This is a genomic window from Micromonospora sp. LOL_023 (assembly GCF_048060115.1).
Taxonomy (GTDB): Bacteria; Actinomycetota; Actinomycetes; order Mycobacteriales; family Micromonosporaceae; genus Micromonospora_E.
This window is the reverse complement of record NZ_JBHMIM010000010.1, coordinates 18,099-42,899: the sequence shown is the minus strand read 5'-3', so window position 1 is coordinate 42,899 and position 24,801 is coordinate 18,099. Positions and strand designations below refer to the sequence as shown.

Genomic DNA, 24,801 nt, shown 5'->3' with positions numbered 1-24,801 from the left:
GACGATGCCCGCACCCCACATTCGGCTCGCCGTCGACATCGGTGGCACCTTCGTCGACGCGATGGAGTTGGACACCCGCACCAACCAGGTCCGGTTCCGTAAGGCGTCGACCACTCCGGCCCGCCCGTGGGAGGGAGTACTCGACGCGGTCACCGCGCTGGGCACCGACCTGTCCCAGGTGGAGCTGTTCATCCACGGCACCACGCTCGGGCTCAACGCGGTGCTGGAACGCCGCGGCGGGGCCACCGGCATCATCACCAACGAGGGTTTCCGCGACGTCTTCCTGCTCGGCCGGGGCAACGTGCCCGCCGACCACATGTACGACTTCCAGTACCAACGGCCGGAAAGCCTGGTCAAGCGGCGGCACACCGCCGGGGTGACCGGCCGGCTGGACTACCGGGGCCGGGTCGTCACCGAACTCGACCCGGACAGTGTCCGGGCCGCCGCCCGTACCCTGGTCGAGGGCCAGGGCGTCGGCTCGATCGCGGTCTGTTTCCTGCACTCGCACGTCGACCCGAGCCACGAACGCGCCGCCGCCGCCATCATCCGAGAGGCGTACCCGCAGGTCAGCGTCTCGGTGTCGACGGACATCGTGCGCGAGCACCGCGAGTACGAGCGGACCAGCACCACCGTGCTGGAGGCGTACATCCGGCCGATCTTCGAACGCTACGTCGACGAGCTGGAGTCGGGGCTGGCCGCCAGGGGCTTCACCGGCCGGTTCCTGATCATGCGCTCCGGCGGCGGGTCGATGACCTCGACAATGGCCAAGACGTCCCCGACGCACACCGTGCTGTCCGGGCCGGCCGGCGGCATCGTCGGCGCCGCCCACCTGGCCGGCGAACTGGGCCGGGACAACCTGCTCACCTTCGACATCGGCGGCACCTCGCTGGACGCCTGTGTGATCGAACGCGGCAGCCCGGTCGCCGCGTACGAGGCGCAGCTGGAGCATTTCCCGCTGCTGATCCCGACCTACGACATCCGTACCATCGGCGCCGGCGGCGGATCCATCGCCTGGCTGGACCGGGGCCTGCTGAAGGTCGGGCCGCACAGCGCCGGCGCCGACCCCGGGCCGGTCTGCTACGGCCGGGGCGGGCAGCGCCCGACCGTCACCGACGCCTCGGTGGTGCTCGGCTACGTCGACCCGGACCGGTTCCTGGCCGGCACCATGGGGTTGCAGGCGAAGGCGGCGCTGGCGGCGCTCGACGAGCAGATCGCCACCCCGCTGGGGCTGAGCCCGACCGCCGCCGCGGCCGGCATCTACGACGTGCTGCTGGCCCGCACCGTCGGCGCGGTCCGCCAGATCACCGTGGAACGCGGCCACGACCCCCGGGTCTTCTCGCTGCTCGCCTTCGGTGGCGCCGGGCCGCTGCTGGCCCCGCTGCTGGCCCGGGAGATGGGCATCCGGGAGGTGGTGGTGCCGTTCGCCCCGTCCGGCTTCTCCGCCTGGGGAATGCTGTCGGCGGACATCGTCAACGACTTCTCCCGTACGGTGCTGGCCACGCTGGACGCCGACGCGCCCGAGGGCAGCGTCGACCTGACCGAGTTGGCGGCGAAGTTCGTCGAGGTCGAGGCGCAAGCGGTCGCCTCACTGGTGGAGCAGGGGGTGGACGCCACCTCGGCGGTGCTGGAGCGCCAGCTGGAGCTGCGCTACCTCGGCCAGGAACACTCCCTGATCGTCACCGTCGGCGCCGATTTGGACCGCGACGCGGTCCGTGCCGCGTTCGAGGAGTTGCACCGGGCCCGGTACGGGCACGCGATGGGCAACCGGCTGCAGATCCTCAACCTGCGGGTCCGTGGCATCGGCCGGACCACCAGCCCGGAGCTTCACCGGCCGGCGGCCGGCGACGGCGACCCGGCGCGGGCGCTGCTCGGCCACCGCGACGCCTTCGACTTCGGCACCCGCGAGGTCGCCGCGTTCGCCGTCTACGACCGGTCGAAGCTCGCGCCGGGGGACCGGTTCGCCGGCCCGGCCCTGGTCGACGAGGGCACCTCCACCACGGTGGTGCCCAGCGGCCAGCGCGTCGAGGTCGACCCGCACGGCTACCTGCTGGTCACCCTGGAGGAGGCGCAGTGAGCACCTTGGACGGAGCCACCGCCGAGGTGGTACGCAGCTACCTGATCTCCGCCGCCGAGGAGATGCGGGCCACCCTGATCCGCACCTCGTTCAACCCGGTCATCTACGAGGTGCACGACTTCGGTATGTCGATGTACGACGCCGACCTGCGGCTGATCGCCGAGGCGACCGGGTTGACGTTCTTCCTCGGCGCCAACGACTTCTCGCTCGCCAAGGGGGTCGCCTACGTCGGCCGCGACAACCTGCACCGCGGCGACATCGTGCTGCTCAACTACCCGTACTGGAACGCGGCGCACGCCTCGGACGCCACCCTGTTCGCCCCGGTGTTCATGCCCGACGACGCTGATCCGGACGCCGACGGCACCCTGGTCGGTTTCCTCTGCGTGCGGGCGCACTGGATGGATCTGGGCGCCAAGGATCCGGGCTACGTGCTCGACTCCACCGACATGCACCAGGAAGGGCTGATCTTCCCCGGCACGAAGGTCGTCTCGCGGGGTGAGCCGGTGCACGAGATCCACGAACTGATCCGCTTCAACTCGCGGATGCCCGCCGAGGTCCTCGGTGACCTGCACGCACAGATCGCCGCGCTGCGCACCGGCGAACGCCGGTTCCTGGAGATCCTGGCCAAGTTCGGCCGGCCCACCGTGACCGCCGCCGTCGAAGCCATCATCGCCGACGGTGAGGCCCGCAGCCGGGCCGCGCTCGCCACCCTGCCGCAGGGATCCTGGACCGCCACCGACTGGGTCGACGACGACGGCATCACCGAGGACCCGGTGAAGATGCAGGTCACCGTGACCATCGCCGACGGCACCTTCACCGTCGACTTCGCCGGCTCGTCACCTGCGGTGCCCGGCCCGATCAACATGCCGTACGGCGCCACCGAGGCGATCTGCAAGGTCATCCTGAAGTCGTTGACCTCACCCGACCAGCCGTCGAACGCCGGCACCATCGCGCCGCTGCGGGTCAAGGCCGAGCCGGGCAGCCTGTTCCACGCCGTCTACCCGCAGCCGACGTTCACCCTGTGGACCGGCATCGTCGCCGTCGAGCTGATCCTCAAGGCCCTCGCCCAGGGCATGCCGGACCGGTTGGCGGCCTCGTCCGGTGGGGACGTGCCCGGGTTCATGATGGTCGGCATCCACCCGGACACCGGGCAGCTCTTCGCGGTCAGCAACAACGACCCGGTGGGCTGGGGCGGCACCCGCGAGCACGACGGCATGAACGCCGCCACCCACGTCTCCGGCAGCACCGGGCGGATGACGCCGATCGAGGTCCTCGAAGCCCGCACCGGGATGTTCTTCGAACGGTTCGAGATGCGCACCGACTCCGGTGGGGCCGGCCGGCACCGGGGCGGCGCCGGACTGCGGCGCGACATCCGGTTCGTGACAGCCGGCGAGTTCCTGTCGGTGATCAAGAAGACGAAGTCGGCGCCGTGGGCGCTCGACGGCGGCGCGCAGCCGGATCCGAACCAGGTGATCGTCTTCCCCGGCACCGAGCGGGAACGGCGGGTCAGCACGAAACGCACCCCGGTCGTACCCGGGGACCGGATCACCCTGCTCACCGCCGGCGGCGGCGGGCACGGCGACCCGGGTGAGCGTGACCCGGACGCGGTGCGTGAAGACGTCGCCGAAGGCTACGTGTCGCCGGCCGCCGCCCGCGACGTCTACGGGGTCGACGTCGATGACTGATGCTTCCATGGTGGACGGTGCGGCGACCGAGGTGGTACGCAGCTACCTGGTCGCCGCCGCCGAGGAGATGCGATCCGCGCTGGTGCGCACCGCGTTCAACCCGGTCATCTACGAGGTGTACGACTTCGGCATCTCCATCTACGACGCCCAGCTCCGGCTGGTCGCCGAATCCACCGGGCTGAGCCGGTTTCTCGGCGCCAACGACTACTCGATCCGCAAAGGTGTCGCCTACGTCGGCCGGGACAACCTGCACCCCGGCGACATCGTGCTGCTCAACTACCCGTACTGGAACGCGGCGCACTCCTACGACGCCACCCTGTTCGCCCCGGTCTTCCTGCCGGACCCGGCCGGTGCCGGCGACGACGGACCGGCCGGAGACGGGACACTGGTCGGTTTCCTCTGCGTGCGGGCGCACTGGATGGATCTGGGTGCCAAGGACCCGGGCTACGTGCTCGACTCCACCGACATGCACCAGGAAGGCATCATCTTCCCCGGCACCAAGGTGTTCCGCCGGGGTGAGCCGGCCAACGAGATCATCGAGCTGATCCGCTTCAACTCGCGGATGCCGGACCTGGTCGTCGGCGACCTGAACGCCCAGGTCGCCGCGCTGCGCACCGGCGAACGCCGGCTGATCGAGCTGATCGAACGGTTCGGCCCGGCCACCGTCGAAACCGTCGTCGACACGGCGATCGCCGCCGCGCAGGCATCCACCGCCGACGCCCTCGCCGCACTGCCACAGGGTTCGTGGACCGCCGTGGACTGGCTCGACGACGACGGCATCACCGACGACCCGATCAGGATGCAGGTCACCGTCACCATCGCCGACGGCACCTGCACCATCGACTTCACCGGCTCGTCGCCGGCCGTCGCCGGCCCGGTCAACCTGCCGTACGGGTCCACCATCGCCACCGCCCGGGTCGCGTTCAAAGCGTTGACCACTCCGACCGAGCAGACCAACGCCGGGCACTTCACCGCGCTGCGGGTCGTCGCCGAGCCGGGCAGCCTGTTCCACGCCGTCTACCCGGCGGCCACCTTCACCCAGTGGACCGGCACCGTGGCGATGGAGCTGATCTACCAGGCGCTCGCCCAAGGCATGCCGGACCGGTTGGCGGCCTCGTCCGGCGGGGACGTGCCCGGGTTCATGATGGTCGGCACCCACCCGGACACCGGGCAGCTCTTCGCGGTCAGCAACAACGACCCGGTCGGCTGGGGTGCCGCACCCGACCACGACGGCATCGGCCCGGCCAACCACCTGTGCCAGACCCAGGCCCGTAACACCCCGGTCGAGGTCCTGGAGGCCCGGACCGGGATGTTCTTCGAACGGGTCGAGATCCGCACCGACTCCGGTGGGGCCGGCCGGCACCGCGGCGGCCCCGGGCTGCGGCGCGACATCCGGTTCGTCACCGCCGGCGAGTTCCTCTCCGTGGTGAAGAAGACGAAGTCGCCGCCGTGGGCGCTCGACGGTGGCGCGCGACCCGACCCGATCCAGGTGATCGTCCACCCGGGCACCGAGCGGGAACACCGGGTCAGCACCAGACGTACCCCGGTTGTACCCGGCGACCGGATCATCCTGCTCACCGCCGGCGGCGGCGGGCACGGCGACCCGGGTGAGCGTGACCCGGACGCGGTCCGCGCCGACGTCGCCGAAGGCTACGTGTCGCCGGCCGCCGCCCGCGACGTCTACGGCGCAACCGTCCCTGACGGCTACGGCGCAACCGTCCCCGATCCGGGCAGCGACCCCCACGCCGCACCCACCGCGGTCGCCGCCGCACCGAAAGAGGTATCGATGAGCACCCCACCCCACCGGGCGCCGGCATGAGTGCCGCCGCCCGCCCCGAACCGGTCGACACCGTCCTGACCAACTGCACCGTCGTCGACGCCCGCATCCTCGACGGCATCGGCCCGGTCACCGACGCCGCCGTCTGGGTACGCGGCGACCGGATCGCGGCCGTCGGCCCGGCCGCCGAGGTGACCGCCGCCGCCCGCGCCGAAACCGACGCCACCGAGGTCGACCTCGGCGGGGCGTACCTGACGCCCGGCCTGACCAACATGCACACCCACCTGTCGTTGTCGCTGCCCGGTGCCGGCGGGCAGAGCGTCAAGAACATGACCCCGCACGAGTTGGCCCTCTACATGGCCGACGGGGCCCGGCGTAGCCTGCTCTGCGGGGTCACCACCGTGCGGTGCGTCGCGGAGAAGGACCACGCCGACTTCGCGCTGCGCCGGGCGATCACCGCCGGCCGGGTCACCGGGCCACGGATCTTCACCGCCGGCAAGGCGCTGGTCTGCACCGGCGGGCACGGCCACGAAAGCAACGACACCCTGGAATGCGACGGCGCCGACGGGTTCCGGCGCGGTGCACGCAGCCAGATCAAGGCCGGTGCCGACCTGATCAAGGTGATGATCTCCGGCGGCATCGCCGGGGAACACGAGTCGATCCACACCAGACAGCTGTTCCCCGATGAAATGGCCGCCGTCATCGACACCGCGCACGCCTGGGGCCGTAAGGTCACCGCGCACGCCGGCCCGGCGTCGGTCATCGGCGAAGCCGTCGAACTGGGACTGGACTGCGTCGAGCACGGCTACCAGCTCACTGAGGAGGTGGCCGCCCGGATGGCGCGGCGCGGCACCGCCCTGGTGCCGACCCTGCTGGTCACCCGCTGCAAGGAGTTCTTCGACGAACTCGGCGTACCGGAATGGATGCAGTGCCGCTCGCTGGGTGCCGGCCCCCGGCACCTGGAGAGCTACGCGATGGCCCTCGCCGCTGGGGTGGAGGTGCTGCTGGGCAGCGACATGCCGCCGTTCTGGCACTTCGAGGGCACCAACGCCTCCGTGCGGGAGCTCGAATACCTGTCGGAGAGCGGCATCGGCCCGGCCCGCGCGCTGTACGCCGGCACGCTCGGCCCGATCCGCTGGCTCGGTGCCGAGGCCGACCTCGGCACCGTCGAGACCGGCAAGTACGCCGACCTGGTGGCGATGGACGCCGACCCGGCCGCCGACACGTCGGCGTTGCGTGGCGTCCGCTGGGTGATGTCCGGCGGCCGGGTGGTCCGCGACGACCGGGCCGGCTGGACCGCCTGGTGACTTCGGATCGATTGGTGACCGACGTGAGGAGCAGTGACATGTCCAACCTGGATACCGCCGAGATCGCCGCCGGCATCGACGACATGTACGACGCGTTCCTGGCCGGCGACCGGGCCCGCTTCGACCAGCACCTGCACGCCGAGCTCACCACCTGGGAGACGCACCTGCCGGGGCCGCTGCGCACCCGCGACCAGCTGGACGCCTACCGCGCGCAGCGCGACTCCGCCGGGGCCCGACCGCAGTTGGACCGGCTCGCGCCGCAGGAACTGCGGGTCGACGTGTGGGGCGACACCGCGCTGGCCCGCTACGTGTTGGTCGCGGTGCCGGCCGGCGGCGGACCGGCCGAGCACAGCCGGGTCACCGACGTGCTACGCCGCACCGCCGACGGGTGGCGCATCGTGCACCACCACTGCGAGCTGGTCCGGGAACCGGCCGACCCGGCCCCGCGGCCGGCCGGCACCGCACCGCAGCCGGCGGGCAGCCCGGCATGAGACGCCTGATCGCCACCGGGTACGGCAAACCCGACCAGGTGCTCACCGTCGCCGACCTGCCCGACGACCCGCCACCCGGCCCCGGCCAGGTACGGATCGCGGTCGCCGCTGTCGGACTGAACTTCCTCGATGTGATGCTCTGCCGGGGCAGCTACCCGGTGCGCCCCGAACCACCGTTCACCCCCGGCGTCGAACTCGCCGGCCGGGTCGTCGCCACCGGTGCCGGCGCCGAGGCCCTCGCCGACACCGACGTGGTGGCCTGCCCGGCGCTGCCACACGGCGCGCTCGGTGAGACCGTCACCGTCGCCGCCGCGCTCGCCGTACCGCGTCCGGTCGACCTCGACCCGGTCGTGGCCGCCGCCATCCCGGTCACCTACCAGACCGCCTGGTTCGCCCTGGACCGTGCGAACGTGCAAGCTGGAGAGACGGTGCTGGTGCACGCCGGAGCCGGTGGCGTCGGCATCGCCGCCACCCAGCTGGCCGCCGCCCGGGGCGCCCGGGTGATCTGCACCGCCGGCGGGCCGGCGAAGACCGCGCTGTGCCGCGACAACGGCGCCGACGTCGCCATCGACTACCTGGCCGACGACTTCGTCGACGCGGTGCGCGACGCCACCGGCGGCACCGGCGCGGACGTGATCGTCGACCCGGTCGGCGGCGACGTGTTCACCCGCTCGCTGGACTGCCTCGCCTTCGAAGGCCGGCTGGTGGCGGTCGGCGCCGCTGGCGGCAACCCGCCACCGGTGGACCCGATGCGGCTGATCGCCGGCAATGCCACCCTGATCGGGCTCTCCTGGGGCTCGACGTACCCGTGGACCCGCCCCGACGCGGTCGCCCAGGCGTACCAGCGGATCTTCGACCTGGTCGCGGCCGGCGCGGTCCGGCCCCCGGTCAACCGGATCGTCGACCTGGCCGGCACCCCGGCCGCGCTCGCCGACCTGGCCGACCGACGCACCACCGGCAAGATCATCGTCCGGATCGACCCGAGGGAGCAAACATGAGCGAGCACTCTGCCGACGCCGACGGCGCCGACGGCGCCGACGGCGGCGCCGAAGTCGTCGGAGGCGGCGACATGGAGGTCTACGACCTGCGGGTCAGCGTCGATCGGATCGAAGGCCGCTCGGTCTGCGGGATGGCCGTCGGCGACCACTTCGAGCTGACCGACAGCGCGCACCTGAAGATCCCGGCCGGCAAACACTTCTGCGTGTACGCGCTCGCCTCGGTGCTGCCGTTCCTGGCCGCCAAGCAGCGCGACATGCCGCCGGGGGACTGGCTGGAGCGAGACACCCTGTTCATCTGCCCGGATCCGGAGGAGCGCCTGGTCATGCGGGTCGAGCGGACCTGCAAACGGCGGATGAACTCCGCCGACCTGACCTGACCTCACCTGGCCTGGCCCGCCTGATCGGGCCCTGATCCATCGGAGGTTCGCGTGGCTGTCGAAATCGGACTCGGCCTGCAGAGCGACAAACGCGCCGGCGACTACGCCCGGCTGGCCCGCGCCGCCGAGGCGTACGGCTTCGACGTGCTCACCGTCTTCGGTGACCTGATGTACCAGCCGCCGATCTTCCCGCTGCTGGAGATGGCCGCCGCCACCGGGCGGGTCCGGCTCGGGGCGGCCTGCCTGAACCCGTACTCGATGGCCCCGTACGAGATCGCCGGTCAGCTCGCCGCCCTCGACCTGGCCTCGCACGGGCGGGCCTACCTCGGCCTGGCCCGGGGCACCTGGCTCGGTGCGGTCGGTATCGAGCAGCCGCGCCCGCTCACCGTGCTCGCCGAGGCCGCCGAGGTCGTCTACCGGCTGCTGCGCGGCGACACCACCGGCTTCGACGGCAAGGTGTTCCGGCTCGCCCCGGACACCACCCTGCGGTACGCCGTACAGCGCCCGGACCCGCCGCTGCTGCTCGGCACCTGGGGCCCGCGCGGTGCCGCTCTCGCCGGCCGGATCGCCGACGAGATCAAGGTCGGCGGTAGCGCCAACCCGGACATGGTGCCGGTGATCCGCGACCGGATGCGCCCCGGCGCCGACGCCGCCGGCCGCTCCGTCGACGACATCGGCATCGTGCTCGGCGCGGTGACCGTGGTGGACACCGACGGCGAAGCGGCCCGCGCGAAGGCCCGCACCGAGGTGGCGATGTACCTGGCGGTCGTCGCCGACCTGGATCCGACCGTCACCGTGCCTGACGAACTGCTGGCGCAGGTCAAATCGTTGGTGGCGGCCGGCCGCGACGTCGACGCGGGCCGGCTGGTCGGTGACGACCTGCTGGACCGGTTCGCCTTCTCCGGCACCCCGGTGCAGGTGGCCGCCCAGGCGCAGACACTGATCGACGCCGGGGTGCGCCGGGTCGAGTTCGGCACCCCGCACGGGCTCACCGACGACCGTGGGGTCGAGTTGCTCGGCGGCGCGGTGCTGCCACTGTTGCGCAGAGAGGTTGCCCGATGACCGTCGATAGTGTACTCGTGGTCGCCGGCCCGGGGCTGGACGTCGACCCGCACCTGCTGCACGGCCTGGTGGTCGGCGAGGCGGCCGGTCTCGGCGTGACCGGTGACTTCGTGGCCGCGGCCGACGCCGGCCAGGTGCGGCAACTGCTCTCCGATGTCGCCGGGATCGCCGGCCGCGCCGTGGTGCTGCTGCCCGGCCCGGACCCGGCGGTGCGCTCGCTGCTGGCCGCGGGCGGCGACTGGGCCGCCCGCACCGTCCACTACGACCCCGAGGTCACCGGTCCGCAGCCGACCGATCCGGCGGCGGTCCACCTGTACGGCCGTGGCGTGTGGGGGCTGGCCTGGGCGATCCGGCACGCGGTGCACCGGCAGCGCCGACCGGCGCTGCGCGTGGCATACGGTCCGGATCCGGAGCAGTGGGGTGAGCTGCGGCTGCCCCCAGCGGCAGGTGATCGCGTGCCGGTGGCGGTGCTGCTGCACGGCGGCTTCTGGCGGTCGATCTGGGCGGCGGACCTGATGGACGCGCTCGCCATCGACCTGGCCGACCGGGGCTTTGCGGCGTGGAACCTGGAGTACCGTCGGCCGGACCGGCACGGCTGGCCGGCCACCACCGCCGATGTGGCGACCGGGTTGGCGGTGCTGGCCAACCTGCCGGAGCTGACCGGCGACGCGGTGCCGGCCGGATCGCTGGACCTGGACCGGGTCGCGGTGTTCGGCCATTCGGCCGGTGGACAGTTGGCGCTACGACTGGCCGCAGACACAGCGGCCGCTGCCGCCAGCACCGGCGTTGGTGGCGGTGCTGCTGCGGCCGTAGGCGGTGGTGGTGTCGGTGCGGGTGGCGGTGGTGTCGGGGTGGCGCTCGCGGTGTCGTTGGCCGGGGTGCTCGACCTGACCGAAGGCGAACGGCGCCAGGTCGGCACCGGCGCGGTCGCCGCCGCGCTCGGCGGTGGTCGCGACACGATCCCGCAGGTGTACGCCGCGTCGGATCCGCTGGACCGGCTGCCAATCGGCGTGCCACAGCTGATCGTGCAGGGGGCCGGTGACGACCTGGACCTGATCGACTTCAACCGTCGGTACGTGGCGGCGGCCCGAGCCGCCGGCGAGGATCCGGGCTGGTTGGAGCAGCCCGGCGACCACTTCTCGGTGATCGACCCGGCCGCGCCGATCTGGTCGGCCACGATGACCGAGGTGGACCGGCGACTCGGCCGCTGACCTGCACGTTCCGGGTGGGCTGGGTCTGCCCGGAATTATTAGGTGACAGTGAACACTTGCCCAGTAGTGGGCAACTTCGGTGCGCTCAGAACAGCCGGGGGGTGACCACCGAGACCACGGTGGTCACCTCGTCGGTGTCGTTGTAGAGCCGGTGCGGGGTGTTCGACCGCAGGTGCAGGCTGTCGCCCGGGTGCAGCCGGTGCTCCACCCCGTCGACCTCGTACAGCAGCTCGCCCCGGACCACGTAGGCGAACTCCTCGCCGGCGTGCCCGTACGCCTCGTCGCGGCGGCCCCCTGGCGCGATGTGCACCAGCATCGGCTCCAGCACCAGGTTCGGGCCACGGTCCGACAGCATCCGGTAGGTCTGCTGGCCGGAGACGTACTCGGTCGCGCCGTTGTCGGCCCGGGTGAGGGTGAAGTGCACCGGCAGGTTGCCCTGCGGGTCCTCGGCCGTCGCGGCAGGCTCCTCGCTGAAGAACTCGGCCACCGGGCGGTCCAGGGCGGCGGCGACGCCGTTGAGCGCGGTCAGCCCGATCGAGGAGACACCCCGCTCGACCTGGGACAGGAACCCGATCGACAGGTTCGCCCGGCTGGCCAGGCCGCGCAGGGTCAACCCCTGCTCCTTGCGGAACTGGCGCATCCGGGCACCGACCAGATCCTGGCGTACGTCGCCGTCGGCGACGACGCGATCAGACCTGCGCACCCGGACCTCCCATTGCGGTGGTGCGGACCGCCCGCCGGGCCGCGCCGATTCTTGTTTGATGGTATCGAACTAACCGCCCCAACCGGAACCCTGAGATCCGGCAGGCCGGCCAGCTGAAAGTTGCCTGGAGAAATTTCAGGTTCGCCATTGACTCTTGTTGTAGGTGTGCCGCTACTGTGTGTACGCCTCACATTGATCGACCACGGGGGTTGAGCGGTGGCCGTTCCAGTCTCGCCTGTCGACGCTGAGCAGGTTCAGGTGCCGCCGCTGCGGCGGATGGTTCTCGGTACTACAGTGCTCGTGTTGGCGGCAACGCTGTTGTCGCCGCCCTCAGTTGCTGCGGCCGTGCCACGTATCCCGTCCGAGTCCGCGTCAACGCCACCGGTAACCACCGCCGCGACACTTGACGAGGCGGGTGCCGTGCGAGCAGCGCAGCGCAGCGGCGAGATTGTCGAGGCCGGTGGTGTCCGGACAGAGCACAGCCGTACCTACGCCCGGCCCGACGGCACGCTGGTGCGTACCGAACATCTCAGGCCACAGTGGATTCGCCAGGGCAGCGGCGGCTGGACGCCGGTCGATCCGACGCTGCGCCGCCGCTCCGACGGGAGCATCGTACCGACCGCGTCAACGCTCGACGTCAGCTTCTCCGGTGGCGGCGCCGACGATGCCTTCGCCAGCATGCGGGCAGGTGATGGTTCCGTGGCTTTGCACTGGCCGGGCGATCTGCCCGAGCCGGCCGTCGACGGCAACACAGCGACGTACCCGAACGTGCTGCCCGGTGTGGACCTTCAGGTGCGGGCCGACGTCGACGCATTCACCCATCTCCTTGTCATCCGCTCGCCCAAGGCTGCCGACAACCCGGAACTCGACCAGATCGAGTTCGGAGCCGACCTGGACGGTGCCGCCTTGGAAGTCGACGAACAGACCGGCCAGGTTTCGGTGGTAGACGATGCCGGCGAGGTCGTTATCGATGGCCCGACACCGGTGATGTGGGACTCGCGCGGTGCCGTCGACACGGCCGGCGGGCAGCCGGAAGACCCTGGCCGCGGTGGTGTACGAGCCGAAGAAGGCAAGACCCCGGGGAGCCCGGCTGGCCCGCCGGATGGCGCGATCGAGCCTCGGCAGGCCAAGGTCACCGCCGCCGTCTCGTCCGGCAAGCTTACCCTGACCCCGGACGCCGAGATGCTCGCCGATCCAGCTACCGTCTACCCCGTCTACATCGATCCCACCTGGACCAAGACCTCCGGGACCCGGCACTCCTGGACCGTGCTGCGCCAGTCCCATCCCTCGACGTCGTACTACAAGGCGTCATCGATCAGCAACGGCGACGGCACCTACGGTGTCATGCGGGCCGGGTTCAATGACTTCGATGGTCCGACGTACCGTGACCGATCGCTGTTCGCCATGGACATCTCCCGGGTCAAGTACAAGCGGATCAACCGAGCGGTCTTCTCGCTCACCCAGCAGTGGACCGGCGCCTACTGCGGCAACAACAGCCCGGTCCGCCGTACCCATCTGCGCGAGGTGCAGTCATTTGGCTCCTCCACCACCTGGAACTGGGCATGGAACACCTCCGGCTCTGGCTGGAAGTCGACGCTTGCCACCTCCGACGCTATCCGCCGGTACGGCAACTCCTGCGGGCCCAAGAAGATCGAGTTCAACATAGCCAGTCGGGTTCAGCAGCTGTCCAACGCCGGCACCGGCATGATCTACCTGGGTCTGCGGGCCGCGAACGAGAACGACAAGTACTCCTGGAAGCGCTACAAGAACGACGCTGCGTTGGCGATCGAGTACAACACCCGCCCCAACGCTCCGACTGATCTCAAGGTAGCGGGCAAGACCTGTGTGTCCGGCAGCGGCCGTCCGTACGTGACGACCCCGACCCCGGCCTTTTCCGCGCGGGTCAGTGACCCTGACGGCGGTCAGCAGTCGCTTCGTACCCGCTTCTACTGGTGGAAGAACGGCCAGTCACGGGTCGACAACGACTACCGGGAAGGCACCTCGGCGAACCCTGCCACGGTGAACACCGCATCTATTCCGGCCGGCAAGCAACTCCAGGACAGCCAGATCTACACCGTGCAGGCCCACATCTGGGACGATGTCGGCGACGGCCGCTGGTCCGGTGAGTGCGAGTTCATGGCCGACCTGATCCCACCGAACCCGCCCGCCAGCATCAGTTCAGTGGCCTATCCGACCTACAACCCAGGCAATCCGAACCTTCCCGGCTCGGGTGGCGTCGGCATCGCCGGCTCCATCACCATTAAGCCGCCGACGAGCGGTGCCACAGACGTCACCGGTTACGCCTATACACTGGACAGCGGGGTCCAAGCGGCTGCCGCGCCTCGGGTGACTCCCAGCAGCGGTGGCGCTGCTACCGTCACCATCGTGCCGCCGAGGGACGGCCTCAACACCTTGCGGGTGTGGTCGACCGATCGGGCCGGCTGGTTCTCCAGCATGGTCACGTATCAGTTCAAGGTGGCCAGCGGAAATGGGCCGGCCGCCCAGTGGGTGTTCGACGATGTGTCGGTGGTCGGCTCGGACGACACCGGGCACGGCAACACGCTCACCCTTAGCGGCGCGACCAGCACAACTGGCCGGGGCGGCGTCGGCACCGCGCTGTCACTGGCGGCCGCCAACGCACATGCCTATCGCGCCAACGGGGTGCAGACGCCACACCCGCAAACCGGGGCTCCGCTGACCGTTCGCACCGATTCGACTTTTACCGTCGCCGCATGGGCCCGCCTGAACAGCACGGTTGGGCCTGATCAACAGGCGGTCATTGGGATGGACAGCACGAGCAGTTCGCCGTTTGCGATCAGCCACATTCCCGGCAGCAACAACTGGCGCTTCGCCATGGCGAACTCCGACACCGCGACGACCAGCCTCGCAACAGTGCATTCGACCGCCACGGCCACCGCCGGCCGTTGGACCCACCTCGCCGGGGTGTACGACGTGTCTACGAAGCAACTGCGGCTATACGTCGACGGAGTCTTGCAGCCCAACACCGCGACGCTGACCGCTGGTTTCCACGGCACCGGTCCGTGGACCGTCGGCCGACGACGTTATGGTGGGGTCAACGACTCGTACTTCAAGGGCGCGATCGACGACGTCCGCATCTACAACTACGCGGTCCCCGTCGCCGAGATTCAGCAGATGGCGCGGCCGTTGTCGCCGCAGGTCACCTTTCCCGGCGGTGCCACAGCCACGGTTGGCGATCAGGTCCAGGTGCGCTTCGACGCCGGCGGAGACGTCAACGTCACGCAATTCCGCTACAGCGTCGGCACCGACACGCTCGACCTCAGCGCCACCCCGACGACGCCCGGTGGAACGGCGACGGTGAACATCACCGCGGTCAGCGTGGGTGAGCTGCGGGTCTTCGCCGCAGGTCGCAATACCGCTACCGGTGCCAACGGTCTGTCTCAATCGGCTGCGATCGAAGTCATGGCCGCTGCCGGCCTGACAGGCACAGTCGTCGACAACACCACAGAGCAGCCGGCCGTCGGTGTGGCGGTCCGGCTGGAGCCGGTTGGCCTATCGGCAACAACCGACGCAGGCGGTGCGTTCTCCTTTCCTGGTCTTACGCCAGGCGACTATCTGGTTGCCGCAAGTGTCGGCGGTGGATGTGGCTTGGCGGCCAGCACAGAGATCGAGATCCTGAACGCGACGGTGATCGAACTACGGCTGGACCCGGTGACCGATGCGTACGGCTACGGGTGTCAGGTCGTCACCCAGACGTATACACCCGCCAACGGTTCCGCGATCGCACTGGCCGGCGATGATGCTGTCAGCCAGGTCGGTCTACCGTTTGCTTTTCCCTTCTACGGCAACAGCTATTCCACGGCGTGGGTCGACACGAATGGGATTGTGACTTTCGTTGACCCGGTCGGATCACATCCCGGAGATTCGGTGAACATCCCGTCACCTGCCCAGCCAAATGCGATGATTGCTGCATTCTGGGACGACATCGTGGTCGACGGGTCTGCCAGCGTCCACACCGGAACGGTAGGGATCCCTCCCATTCGGCAACACTCGATCGAGTGGCGAAACGTCCACCTTGCGGGCAACGCCTCGCAGCGGATCAATGCTAAAGTGACGCTGTTCGAATCAGGACGAATTATTCTGAACTACAGTGGCATCGATCAGTCGAGTCCGGCGGAGCGTGGCGAGAGCGCGACTGTGGGGATCGAGAGCCCGGGGGGCAACTCAGGGTTGGAGTACTCGTTCAGTTCGCCGACACTCGCGGACAGCCAGGCGGTTGTCTTCCTCACTCCGCTGGTCGGCAACCCCATCCAGGCGTTCGATCTCGCGGGCACCGTCACCGATGCGGTCACCGGGGATCCCGATCCGGGCGCGATCGTCACGCTTGAGCCCGCAGGCATCACCGTCACCGCCGACCCCGCCGGCAACTACGAGTTCCCCCACGTCGAACAGGGCGTGTACACGGTGTCGGCCGAGTCGGGCAGCAACTGCGGACGGCTGCTCGACGTCGAAGTCGACCTCTACGACCAGGCGGAGATCGACCTGCCACTGCAGCCACTCACGGATGCCGTCGGTAACGCCTGTCGATCTGAACCTGTGACCTTTGTGCCAGCCAACGGCACCGTGCTTCCGTTGACCGGCGACGACGGCCGGACCCAGGTCACCTCTCCGTTCCCGATCGAGTTCTACGGCCAGCAGTACACGACCATCTGGGTCGACATCGACGGTGTCGCATCGTTCCAGAACTACGCAGGGGTGCCGTGGCAGTCCATGCCACTGCCCTCACCTGCGGCAGGAAACGAGCCCAATGGCGCCGTCTACCCCTTCTGGGACGACTGGGTGGTGGACTCCAGCGCGTCCGTACGGACCGATACCATCGGCTCGGCCCCGAACCGCCGCTTCGTCATCGAATGGCGAAACGTCCGCAGCGAGGCGGAACCCACCGTCCGGGTCAGCTTCGAAGTGATTTTCCATGAGAGCGGCGACATCGTCGTCGCCTGGGACGGGATCGGCGCTACGCCCCGAGCCCAAGGGGCGCAGGGCGCAGTGGCGATCGAGAACACCGACGGCAGCGTGGCGCTGGTCCACTCCTTCCACGAGGCGGTGCTGCGCAGTGGAGAAGGTGTCAGGTTCACGGCCGGCCCGGAACCGATCGGAGACGTCCGAGGCACCGTCGAATGTGCTGGCGTGCCAGCGAGCGATGTGACGGTCACTGTCGCCGGCGAGAGCACGGCGACGGACGCCGACGGTCGATTCACCTTCGCCGGACTCCCCGGCGGCTCCTACACGGTCCTGGCTACCCCCGCCAGCGGTGCCTGCTACGGCACCTCCGCAGAACCGGTCACCGTGTTCGGCAACGACACATCCATCGTCGACTTTGCGTTGCAGAACTCAACCGGCACCAGGTACGCCGTCACCGACGGCCCGCGTGCCTACGTGCCCGCCAACGGTGCCGTGCTGCCCCTGACCGGGGATGACGGCATCCATCAGATCCAGAACTTGCCCTTCCCGGTCACGCTGTACGGTCAGCAGTTCACCACTGCCTGGGTGCAGAACGACGGTGTCGTCAGCTTCGAAGCGCCGAACGGCCATGCCTGGGACCCGAATCCGATCCCCCAGCCTGCTGCGGTCGGTCGGCCGGACGCCACTGTCTATCCGTTCTGGCACGACTGGGTAGTGGACCAGGCGGCCTCCGTGCGGACCGAGACGATCGGCTCTGCCCCGAACCGACGATTCGTGATCGAATGGCGGAACGTCGTGAGCCTCAACGATTCGTCAGCGAGGGTCAGCTTCGCCACGATCCTCCACGAGAACGGTGACATCGAGATCGTCTGGGACGACATCGACGTCAACTTCTACGAGCAGGGTGGCTACGCGACGACCGGCGTGGAAAACGCCGGCGGCACCGTGGCTGTCCAGTATTCCTACCACCACCCGGTAATCGTCAGCGGTCACGGTGTGCTGTTCCAGCCGGTGACAAGTTGAACCAGCGATTCAGCCACGTCAGGTCTGTCGTTTGCGTCGTCCCGGCCTCGGAGGTCAACCGGTGAAGCGTCCACGTACGTCGGCGTACCCGAAACTGCGACGCCCCAGCCGGCGTGGCAGGCTGCTCACTGCGGCCGTCACCGCGACGGTGCTGGTCCTCGGGCTGGGCCAGGTGCCCGCACAGGCCGCGCCGCTTGCCGGCGAACAGCGACCCGAGCCGGCACCTGTAGACAGCGTCACGGTCGAGCCGGTGCAGAGCCGGACGTCTCAGCCGGGACAGCGGACGACCGAGACCAGTCCGACGGCAGCGGCAGCACCGGCACCGGTCTGGCCGCGAGCCGCCGACGCTGAAATTTCCCTGCCCATGGCGACAACCCGCCGGGGCGCACCTGAGACAGCGGCTGAGCCCGGCGGGCTGCCGATCAGGGTCGGTCACGCGGACACGGACAATCCTGCCGTCGATCAGGTTCGTGTCGAGGTTCTCGACCGCACAGTCACCGAACGGGTCAACGCTCACAGCGTCCTGTTGCGGGTCGCGCCGATCACCGCCGGTCGCGCGAGCACGGCCGATGCGGGAGCTAACACGGTCACCGTCGACTATTCAGCCTTCCGCACCGCATACGGAGGCGGTTGGGCCAGCCGACTGCGCCTGTCCCTACTGCCCGAGTGCGCGCTCACCACACCGGATGAACCGCAGTGCTCCGCACAGCCGCTGCCATCGCGCAACGATGTCACTGTATTCGAGGTGTCTGCGGAGGTCGATCTCTCCGCGACCGCCGGCTCCGGTGCGTTGCTGATGCTTGCGGCCAGCACGGCAGGTGCCGCCGGAGACTTCGGTGCCACCTCGCTACAGCCGTCGTCGACCTGGACAGCTGGTGGCAACTCGGGTGCGTTCACCTGGAGCTATCCGCTGCGCGTGCCCCCTGCACCGGGTGGTCCGCAACCGGTGGTCGGGCTCAGCTACAGCTCCCAAGCGGTCGACGGCCGGCACGCCGCCGCCAACAACCAGCCGTCCTGGGTCGGCGGCGGCTTCGAGGGCTGGCCTGGCGGTTACATCGAGCGCCGGTACAAGCCGTGCGCCGACGACATGGGCGCAGGCGCGAACAATACGACCGCAACCGGCGATCTGTGCTGGGCAACCGACAACGCGATCCTGAACCTCAACGGGACCAGCGGTGAGCTGCTCTACAACCCCACCGACGGCCGATGGCATCTGCGTTCCGAGGACGGATCCCGGATCGAACGCAAGATCGGAGCAGACAATGGTGACAGCGGGACTCCCGGTGCGAATGGAGATGTTGGCGAACACTGGGTAGTCACCACCGCCGAGGGCACTCAGTACTGGTTCGGACGGCACAAGCTGCCCGGCTGGACGACGAACAACCCGGTCACGAACTCGACCTGGACCGCGCCGGTGTTCGGCAACCACCTCAACGAGCCGTGCCGGGCCACGACGTTCGCGGCGTCCTCCTGCCAGCAGGCATGGCGGTGGAACCTCGACTACGTCATCGACCCACACGGCAACTCGATGTCCTACTGGTACGGCCGCGAACTCAACCGCTACGGCCGCAACAACACAGCCACCAACGCGGTGGAGTACACCCGAGGCGGCCACCTCAACGAGATCGTCTACGGAACCCGGCAGACCTCAGGTGTCGACGGGGCACTCGCCGGCACGGCCCCGGCAAAGGTGGTCTTCGCAGTCGCTGACCGTTGCCTCGCCAACTGTGCGACCCGCGACGCTCTCCGATGGCCGGACACCCCTTGGGACCAGGAATGCACCTCGAGCACCTCCTGTGCTGTCTACAGCCCGACCTTCTGGACCACGAAGAGACTGGCCTCGATCACCACCCAGACGCGTAGTGGCTCCGGCTACAGCAATGTCGACCGCTGGACGCTGACGCACAGCTTCCCCGACCCTGGCGATACCACCCACGCCGCGCTGTGGTTGACGAAGATCTCCCACCAGGGCCTGGTCGGCGGCGCTGTCACGATGCCCGACATCACGTTCACCGGTCTGTCGATGGACAACCGGGTCGACGGCATCGACGACATCGAGGCCATGGCATGGTTCCGTATCGTCCGGATCGACACGGAAACCGGTGGCGCCATCGCTGTCACCTACTCTGAACGGGACTGTGCCGCAGGTGGTGCCAAGCCGGCCGTGCACAACAACACCAAACGGTGTTATCCGGTCCGATGGACGCCGCCCGGGCAGAGCGCTCCGATCACCGATTGGTTCCATAAGTACGTCGTCGACGAGCTTCGTGAGGTCGACGACGTGGCGGGCAACCCTCAGGTGTTGTACCGCTACTCGTACCTTGATGGCGGTGCCTGGCATCACACCGACGACGACGGGTTGATCAAACCCGAGCTGAAGACCTGGTCCGACTGGCGAGGGTACGGCCGCGTCGGCGTCACCCTCGGCGATCCCAACAGTGACGATGTCCGGGCATACACCGAGACCCGGTACTTCCGTGGCATGCACGGTGATCGGCAGCCCAGCGGTACCCGTACCGTCAATGTCGTCGACTCCAAGGGCGGGAGCTGGCCGGACGAGAACTGGTTCGCCGGGATGGTCCGGGAGACGATCACCTACAACGGTGTCAGCGGTCCGGAGGTCTCCGGCGAGATCAGTGACCCGTGGGCATCGGCGGCGACCGCGACCCGCACGCTCAACGGCGACACCGTCACCGCCCGGTACACCCGCGTCGGGTCGGTCCGATCGCGCACCGCGCTCGACGCAGGCAGGCCAGACCGGGTGACCCGGGTCAACACCACCTACGACGCCTACGGGATGGCTGTCCAGGTCGACGACCTCGGCCACGACGGGGTTTCCGGCGACGAGCGGTGTATCAAACGGGAGTACGGCAACCGCAACACGAGTGCGTGGATCGTGGATCGAGTCCACCGGGAGCGGACCTTCGCAGTTGCCTGCGCCGCAGCGACAAATCCGAACAACCTCGGTGACCACCAAGTCGTCTCCGACGTGCGAACGTTCTTCGACGGGGCGACCGCGCACGGCACTGCACCGGTGCGTGGCACCGTGACCCGAACCGAGGAGATGTCGGCATGGAACGCCGGTAGCCCGAGCTTCGTCCTGGCCTCGGCCAGCGGCTACGACACCGCCGGCCGGGTCACGTCGGTGACCAATGCCAACAACAACACCACGACAACCGCGTACTCGTTGACAAACGGACTGGTCACGGCCACCACCGTGACCAACCCGCTCGGCCACGCCACCACGAACACCCTGAATCCCGCCTGGGGATCGGTGACCAAGGTGGTCGACCCGAACAACAAGATCACCGAGGTCGGCTACGACCCGCTGGGCCGGCTGACCGGGGTGTGGCGGCCGGGCCGGGTAAAGGGAACGGACAGCGCGACAGCCACCTACTCCTACAACATCAGCTCCAGCCAGCCGTCCTCGGTCACCTCGAACACGCTGAACCACGCCGGTCTCTACGTCACCAGCCACACCCTCTACGACGGACTGCTGCGCCAGGTGCAGACGCAGTCCCCGTCGCCGAGTGAGGCTGGCGGTCGCATCCTGACCAACACGTTCTACGACACGCTCGGCCGAGCGAAGAAAACCTACGGCAGCTACTACAACTCGGCAGCGCCATCGACCAACCTGGTGGTGCCGGTCGAGCCGATGGACGTGCCGCAGCAGCACCGTACCGTCTTCGACGGGGCCGGCCGGGTCGCCGCTGAGGTATTCGAGCCGTACAACGCCGAGCGCTGGCGCACCAGCTACACCTACGCTGGCGACCGGACCAACGTCACCCCACCGCTGGGCGGCACCGGCAAGGCCACCGTCACCGACGCGCGGGGTCGGACCGTGGAGATGTGGGACTACCCACGGACCGCCGCCTGGACCACCGGCAGCCGGACGCTCTACACGCACAACGCCAAGGGGCAGATGACGAAGGTCACCGACCCGGCGGGCAACGAGTGGACCTACACGTACGACGTCCGGGGCCGCAAGGTCAGCGAGACCGACCCGGACCGCGGCACGATGTACTACGACTACGACGATGGCGGTCGGCTGACCACCACGGTCGACTCCCGGTTCGCCGTCCTTGCCTTCACCTACGACGAGCTCGATCGCAAAACGGCGGTGTACGAGGAGTTCCCGGCCGGTATCGCCCGGGCGAACTGGGTCTACGACACCGTAGCCAAGGGCATGCTTAGCTACTCGGTGAGAAAGCTCGGTTCGAACACCCACACCTACAAGACCGAGGTGACGGGATACACCAACGAATACCAGCCGACAGGGCAGAAGTACACCATTCCGACGGCCGAGACGGGCCTCGCCGGTGAGTACGAGTACGCGTACGCGTACAACGTTGACGGCAGTCTGTCGGCGAGCACCTTCGTGGCACCGGCCGCCACGGATCTGCCGACCGAGACGCTGCACTACAACTACAACTCGCTCGGCCAGCCGACGAAGCTGACGACGACGTACGGGCTGAACACATACACGTACGTGCACTCGTCTTCCTACAACGCGCTGGGGTGGACCGATGAGCATGAACTGTGCTATAGCTCGTGCAACACTGTCGGCCACAAGACGGAGCTGGCCTACGACTACGAACTCGACACCGGGCGGCTGACGCAGAGCTATGTGGGTCGGGACACGGCTGCGCCCTACACGGTGTCCGACGTGCGGTACACCTACGACCACAGCGGCAACATCACGAAGGCCGCTGACCTGGTCAGTAACGACAATCAGTGTTTCAGCCACGACCACATGCGGCGGCTGACATCGGCGTGGACCCCGTCGAACGGCAACTGTGGTGCGGCGCCTTCGACGTCTGGGCTGGGTGGTCCTGCGCCGTACTGGTTGTCGTGGCAGTACGACGTGGTGGGCAACCGGTTGCAGCAGGTCGATCACAAGTCGTCCGGGGATGTGACGACGACGTACGCCTACCCGGCTGGGGGTGGGTCGAACGCGCATCGGTTGTCGTCGTCGACGACGGGGTCGACGACGCGGTCGTACACCTACGACGACATGGGTAACACGTTGACCCGGCCGACGGATTCGGCTGGGTCACAGTCGTTGACGTGGGACCTGGAGGGGCGTCTGGCGTCGACGACGGATGCGTCGGGGACGACGAGTTACCTGTACGACGCTGATGGGAGTCGGTTGATCCGGCGGGACGCCACTGGCAAGACGTTGTATCTGCCTGGTCAGGAGGTGCGGTACACCACGGCGACCGGGACGCGTGAGGTGACGCGCTACTACGCGCATGGTGGTCAGGTGGTGGCGTCGCGGACGGCTGCCGGTCTGGTGTGGTTGGTGGCGGATCACCAGGGCACTCATCAGACGGCGATCAACGCCACGACGCATGCGGTGGAGCAGCGGCGGCAGACGCCGTTCGGTACGCCCCGGGGTGCGGTGCCGGCGTCGTGGCCGAACCAGAAAGGCTTCGTCGGTGGTGACAAGGATCCGACCGGTCTGATCCATCTGGGTGCCCGTGAGTACGATCCGGGGATCGGTCGGTTCGTGTCGATGGACCCGGTCATGGACGTGACCGACTCGCAGCAGATGCACGGTTACACGTATGCCAGTAACAGCCCGATGACGTTGTCGGATCCGTCTGGTCTCTACGTCACTGGTGACAATGAGGGAAACTGGAAGGCGTATCCGAAGCCCAGTGGTGGATACGATATCGATGATCAGCGGGTGAAGGTTTCGCCGACGTATACCAATGCTGGCTCGAACACGGGGCCGAGTGATGATGATGTCGCGAAGGCCAAGGAGATCAAAGAGACAAGTGTCATCGAGATTGTCGTTCGTGAGGGCGGCCAGTTTCTTCTGGATCTCTTCGGTATCACGGAGATCATGAAGTGTATCGACGGTGACTTGATGGCGTGCGGGTGGGCGTTGCTGGATCTGATCCCGTGGACCAAGGCGGTCGGGCTGATCCGGAAGGCCGACAAGTTCATCTCGGCGGTGACGCGGGTCGGCCGTCAGTTGTTGAAGTGGCGTGACAATTCGAAGTGGGCTGATCGGGTCCTGGCGGGTGCGTCGTGCCCAATTCCGAACAGCTTCGTGCCTGGCACCCGGGTGGTGATGGCCGGCGGGGGTAGTAAGCCGATCGAGGATCTCGAGGTGGGGGAGGAGGTCCTCGCCACGGATCCGGAGACCGGTGAGACGGCGGCCAAACGGGTCGAGGCCGTCATCACTGGTGACGGTGACAAGGAGCTCGTGGACGTTTCTGTCGCCACCGGCGGTGGCGATCGGTCGGTGATCACAGCTACGGACGGGCATCCGTTCTGGGTGCCGGAGCTGTCGGAGTGGGTCGACGCGGCAGACCTTGAGGTCGGGCAGTGGTTGCAGACCTCTGCCGGCACCTGGGTCCAGATCACCGCGCTGGAGCGCCGCACCGAGGCGACACGGGTCCACAACCTCACCGTCGCCGACATCCACACGTACTATGTGGTAGCTGGCGACACGCCTGTCCTCGTACACAACTGCGGGATCGGGGATCGGTCGCTGGACGAGTTGCATGATCTTGCCTTGATGCGTAATTCCAAGCCGGGCGCGAGGAACCCGGGCCCTTCAGCGGCCGGTAGGTCGATTGATAAGCACGCAGCCCCGAACCGCGGTTCTCAACAGCATGCAAGATACAAATATGGCGACACGACGCCTGCGGATCGCGACTGGATCGGGCAGACGCTAGTTGAGGAAATCTTGACTGACCCCAATTCCAGACGCAATCTGGCGACCTCTGCGAATGGAGACGCATTTTTGGATATTCAGATGTCTAATGGAATTGGGGCGCGGTGGGGGATGGAGGGTGGGGTTGAACGATTTGTGGGCTTTAGAGTATTCGACCCCTACTGATCAAACTCTTCTTTTGGTCGGGCTGCGGCTTGGGTCGGTTCCAATTTCAGGCGGCAAGACAACGCTTTTGGTGGTTCGGTCGCCGGACAAGGTGGGCCAAAACCGTTGGGGGATGGTGCTCTGCCACAGTGCATCGAAAGTAGCCGTCTCTCGGGCTGGTAAGGCTACGGTAGATGGGCCGATTGTCGGCGTATGCACCGGTTCTTGTGGGCGGTTCGCGTTGCACTGTGTGTAGATTTATTTCATGACCGAGGTGAGCAGTGAGCTGGAGTGACCGAATCTTCTCGGTGGATGGATCC

General features: G+C 68.3%; 15 protein-coding genes. 11 read left to right on the top strand and 4 right to left on the bottom strand.

Annotation, left to right across the window (positions count from 1 at the left end):
- Positions 1-4 precede the first annotated feature (4 nt).
- From ACFHVL_RS07650 to ACFHVL_RS07610, 9 genes are read left to right on the top strand one after another with little or no spacing between them, the layout of a single operon-like run.
- Positions 5-2,074 carry a hydantoinase/oxoprolinase family protein gene (locus ACFHVL_RS07650; protein WP_416626509.1) on the top strand — a complete coding sequence of 690 codons (2,070 nt, stop codon included), beginning with the start codon at positions 5-7 and terminating at the stop codon, positions 2,072-2,074.
- A complete protein-coding gene (locus ACFHVL_RS07645; protein WP_416626508.1) occupies positions 2,071-3,759 on the top strand; it encodes a hydantoinase B/oxoprolinase family protein in 1,689 nt (562 codons plus the stop codon). The genes ACFHVL_RS07650 and ACFHVL_RS07645 overlap by 4 nt, the downstream gene beginning before the upstream one ends.
- Positions 3,752-5,578: a hydantoinase B/oxoprolinase family protein gene (locus ACFHVL_RS07640; protein ID WP_416626506.1), complete on the top strand. Its 1,827-nt coding sequence runs from the start codon at positions 3,752-3,754 to the stop codon at positions 5,576-5,578. The genes ACFHVL_RS07645 and ACFHVL_RS07640 overlap by 8 nt, the downstream gene beginning before the upstream one ends.
- A complete protein-coding gene (locus tag ACFHVL_RS07635) occupies positions 5,575-6,843 on the top strand; it encodes an amidohydrolase family protein (protein WP_416626505.1) in 1,269 nt (422 codons plus the stop codon). Before ACFHVL_RS07640 ends, ACFHVL_RS07635 begins: the two co-directional genes overlap by 4 nt.
- A 38-nt stretch (positions 6,844-6,881) precedes the next feature.
- Complete coding sequence (locus ACFHVL_RS07630; RefSeq protein WP_416626503.1) at positions 6,882-7,334, top strand: nuclear transport factor 2 family protein; 453 nt, start codon at positions 6,882-6,884, stop codon at positions 7,332-7,334.
- A complete protein-coding gene (locus tag ACFHVL_RS07625; RefSeq protein ID WP_416626502.1) occupies positions 7,331-8,332 on the top strand; it encodes an NADPH:quinone oxidoreductase family protein in 1,002 nt (333 codons plus the stop codon). The genes ACFHVL_RS07630 and ACFHVL_RS07625 overlap by 4 nt, the downstream gene beginning before the upstream one ends.
- Positions 8,329-8,709 (top strand): TIGR04076 family protein, encoded by a 381-nt coding sequence (locus tag ACFHVL_RS07620; protein ID WP_416626500.1) that lies wholly within the window; start codon positions 8,329-8,331, stop codon positions 8,707-8,709. Before ACFHVL_RS07625 ends, ACFHVL_RS07620 begins: the two co-directional genes overlap by 4 nt.
- Before the next feature lie 51 nt (positions 8,710-8,760).
- Positions 8,761-9,771: an LLM class flavin-dependent oxidoreductase gene (locus ACFHVL_RS07615; protein WP_416626498.1), complete on the top strand. Its 1,011-nt coding sequence runs from the start codon at positions 8,761-8,763 to the stop codon at positions 9,769-9,771.
- Complete coding sequence (locus ACFHVL_RS07610) at positions 9,768-10,982, top strand: alpha/beta hydrolase (RefSeq protein WP_416626496.1); 1,215 nt, start codon at positions 9,768-9,770, stop codon at positions 10,980-10,982. The genes ACFHVL_RS07615 and ACFHVL_RS07610 overlap by 4 nt, the downstream gene beginning before the upstream one ends.
- Before the next feature lie 85 nt (positions 10,983-11,067).
- On the opposite strand, the gene ACFHVL_RS07605 is transcribed toward ACFHVL_RS07610, so the two are convergent.
- The 4 genes from ACFHVL_RS07605 to ACFHVL_RS07590 all read right to left on the bottom strand — a co-directional run bounded on the left by ACFHVL_RS07605 (position 11,068) and on the right by ACFHVL_RS07590 (position 13,346).
- Positions 11,068-11,685, bottom strand: a complete 618-nt coding sequence (locus ACFHVL_RS07605) for a helix-turn-helix domain-containing protein (protein WP_416626494.1) — start codon at positions 11,683-11,685, stop codon at positions 11,068-11,070.
- Positions 11,686-12,057: 372 nt separating this feature from the next.
- Positions 12,058-12,213: a hypothetical protein gene (locus tag ACFHVL_RS07600; RefSeq protein ID WP_416626492.1), complete on the bottom strand. Its 156-nt coding sequence runs from the start codon at positions 12,211-12,213 to the stop codon at positions 12,058-12,060.
- Positions 12,214-12,309: 96 nt separating this feature from the next.
- Entirely contained in the window at positions 12,310-12,942 is a 633-nt protein-coding gene (locus tag ACFHVL_RS07595; RefSeq protein ID WP_416626491.1) for a hypothetical protein, read from the bottom strand.
- A gap of 221 nt (positions 12,943-13,163) precedes the next feature.
- Positions 13,164-13,346 (bottom strand): hypothetical protein, encoded by a 183-nt coding sequence (locus ACFHVL_RS07590; protein ID WP_416626490.1) that lies wholly within the window; start codon positions 13,344-13,346, stop codon positions 13,164-13,166.
- 118 nt (positions 13,347-13,464) lie between these two features.
- Between ACFHVL_RS07590 and ACFHVL_RS07585 the strand changes: the two genes are divergently transcribed.
- Both ACFHVL_RS07585 and ACFHVL_RS07580 read left to right on the top strand, forming a co-directional pair.
- The gene (locus tag ACFHVL_RS07585) at positions 13,465-17,649 is read left to right on the top strand and encodes a LamG-like jellyroll fold domain-containing protein (RefSeq protein WP_416626489.1); all 4,185 of its coding nucleotides are present in this window, start codon (positions 13,465-13,467) and stop codon (positions 17,647-17,649) included.
- A gap of 61 nt (positions 17,650-17,710) precedes the next feature.
- Positions 17,711-24,502, top strand: a complete 6,792-nt coding sequence (locus ACFHVL_RS07580; RefSeq protein ID WP_416626487.1) for a polymorphic toxin-type HINT domain-containing protein — start codon at positions 17,711-17,713, stop codon at positions 24,500-24,502.
- Positions 24,503-24,801 lie beyond the last annotated feature (299 nt).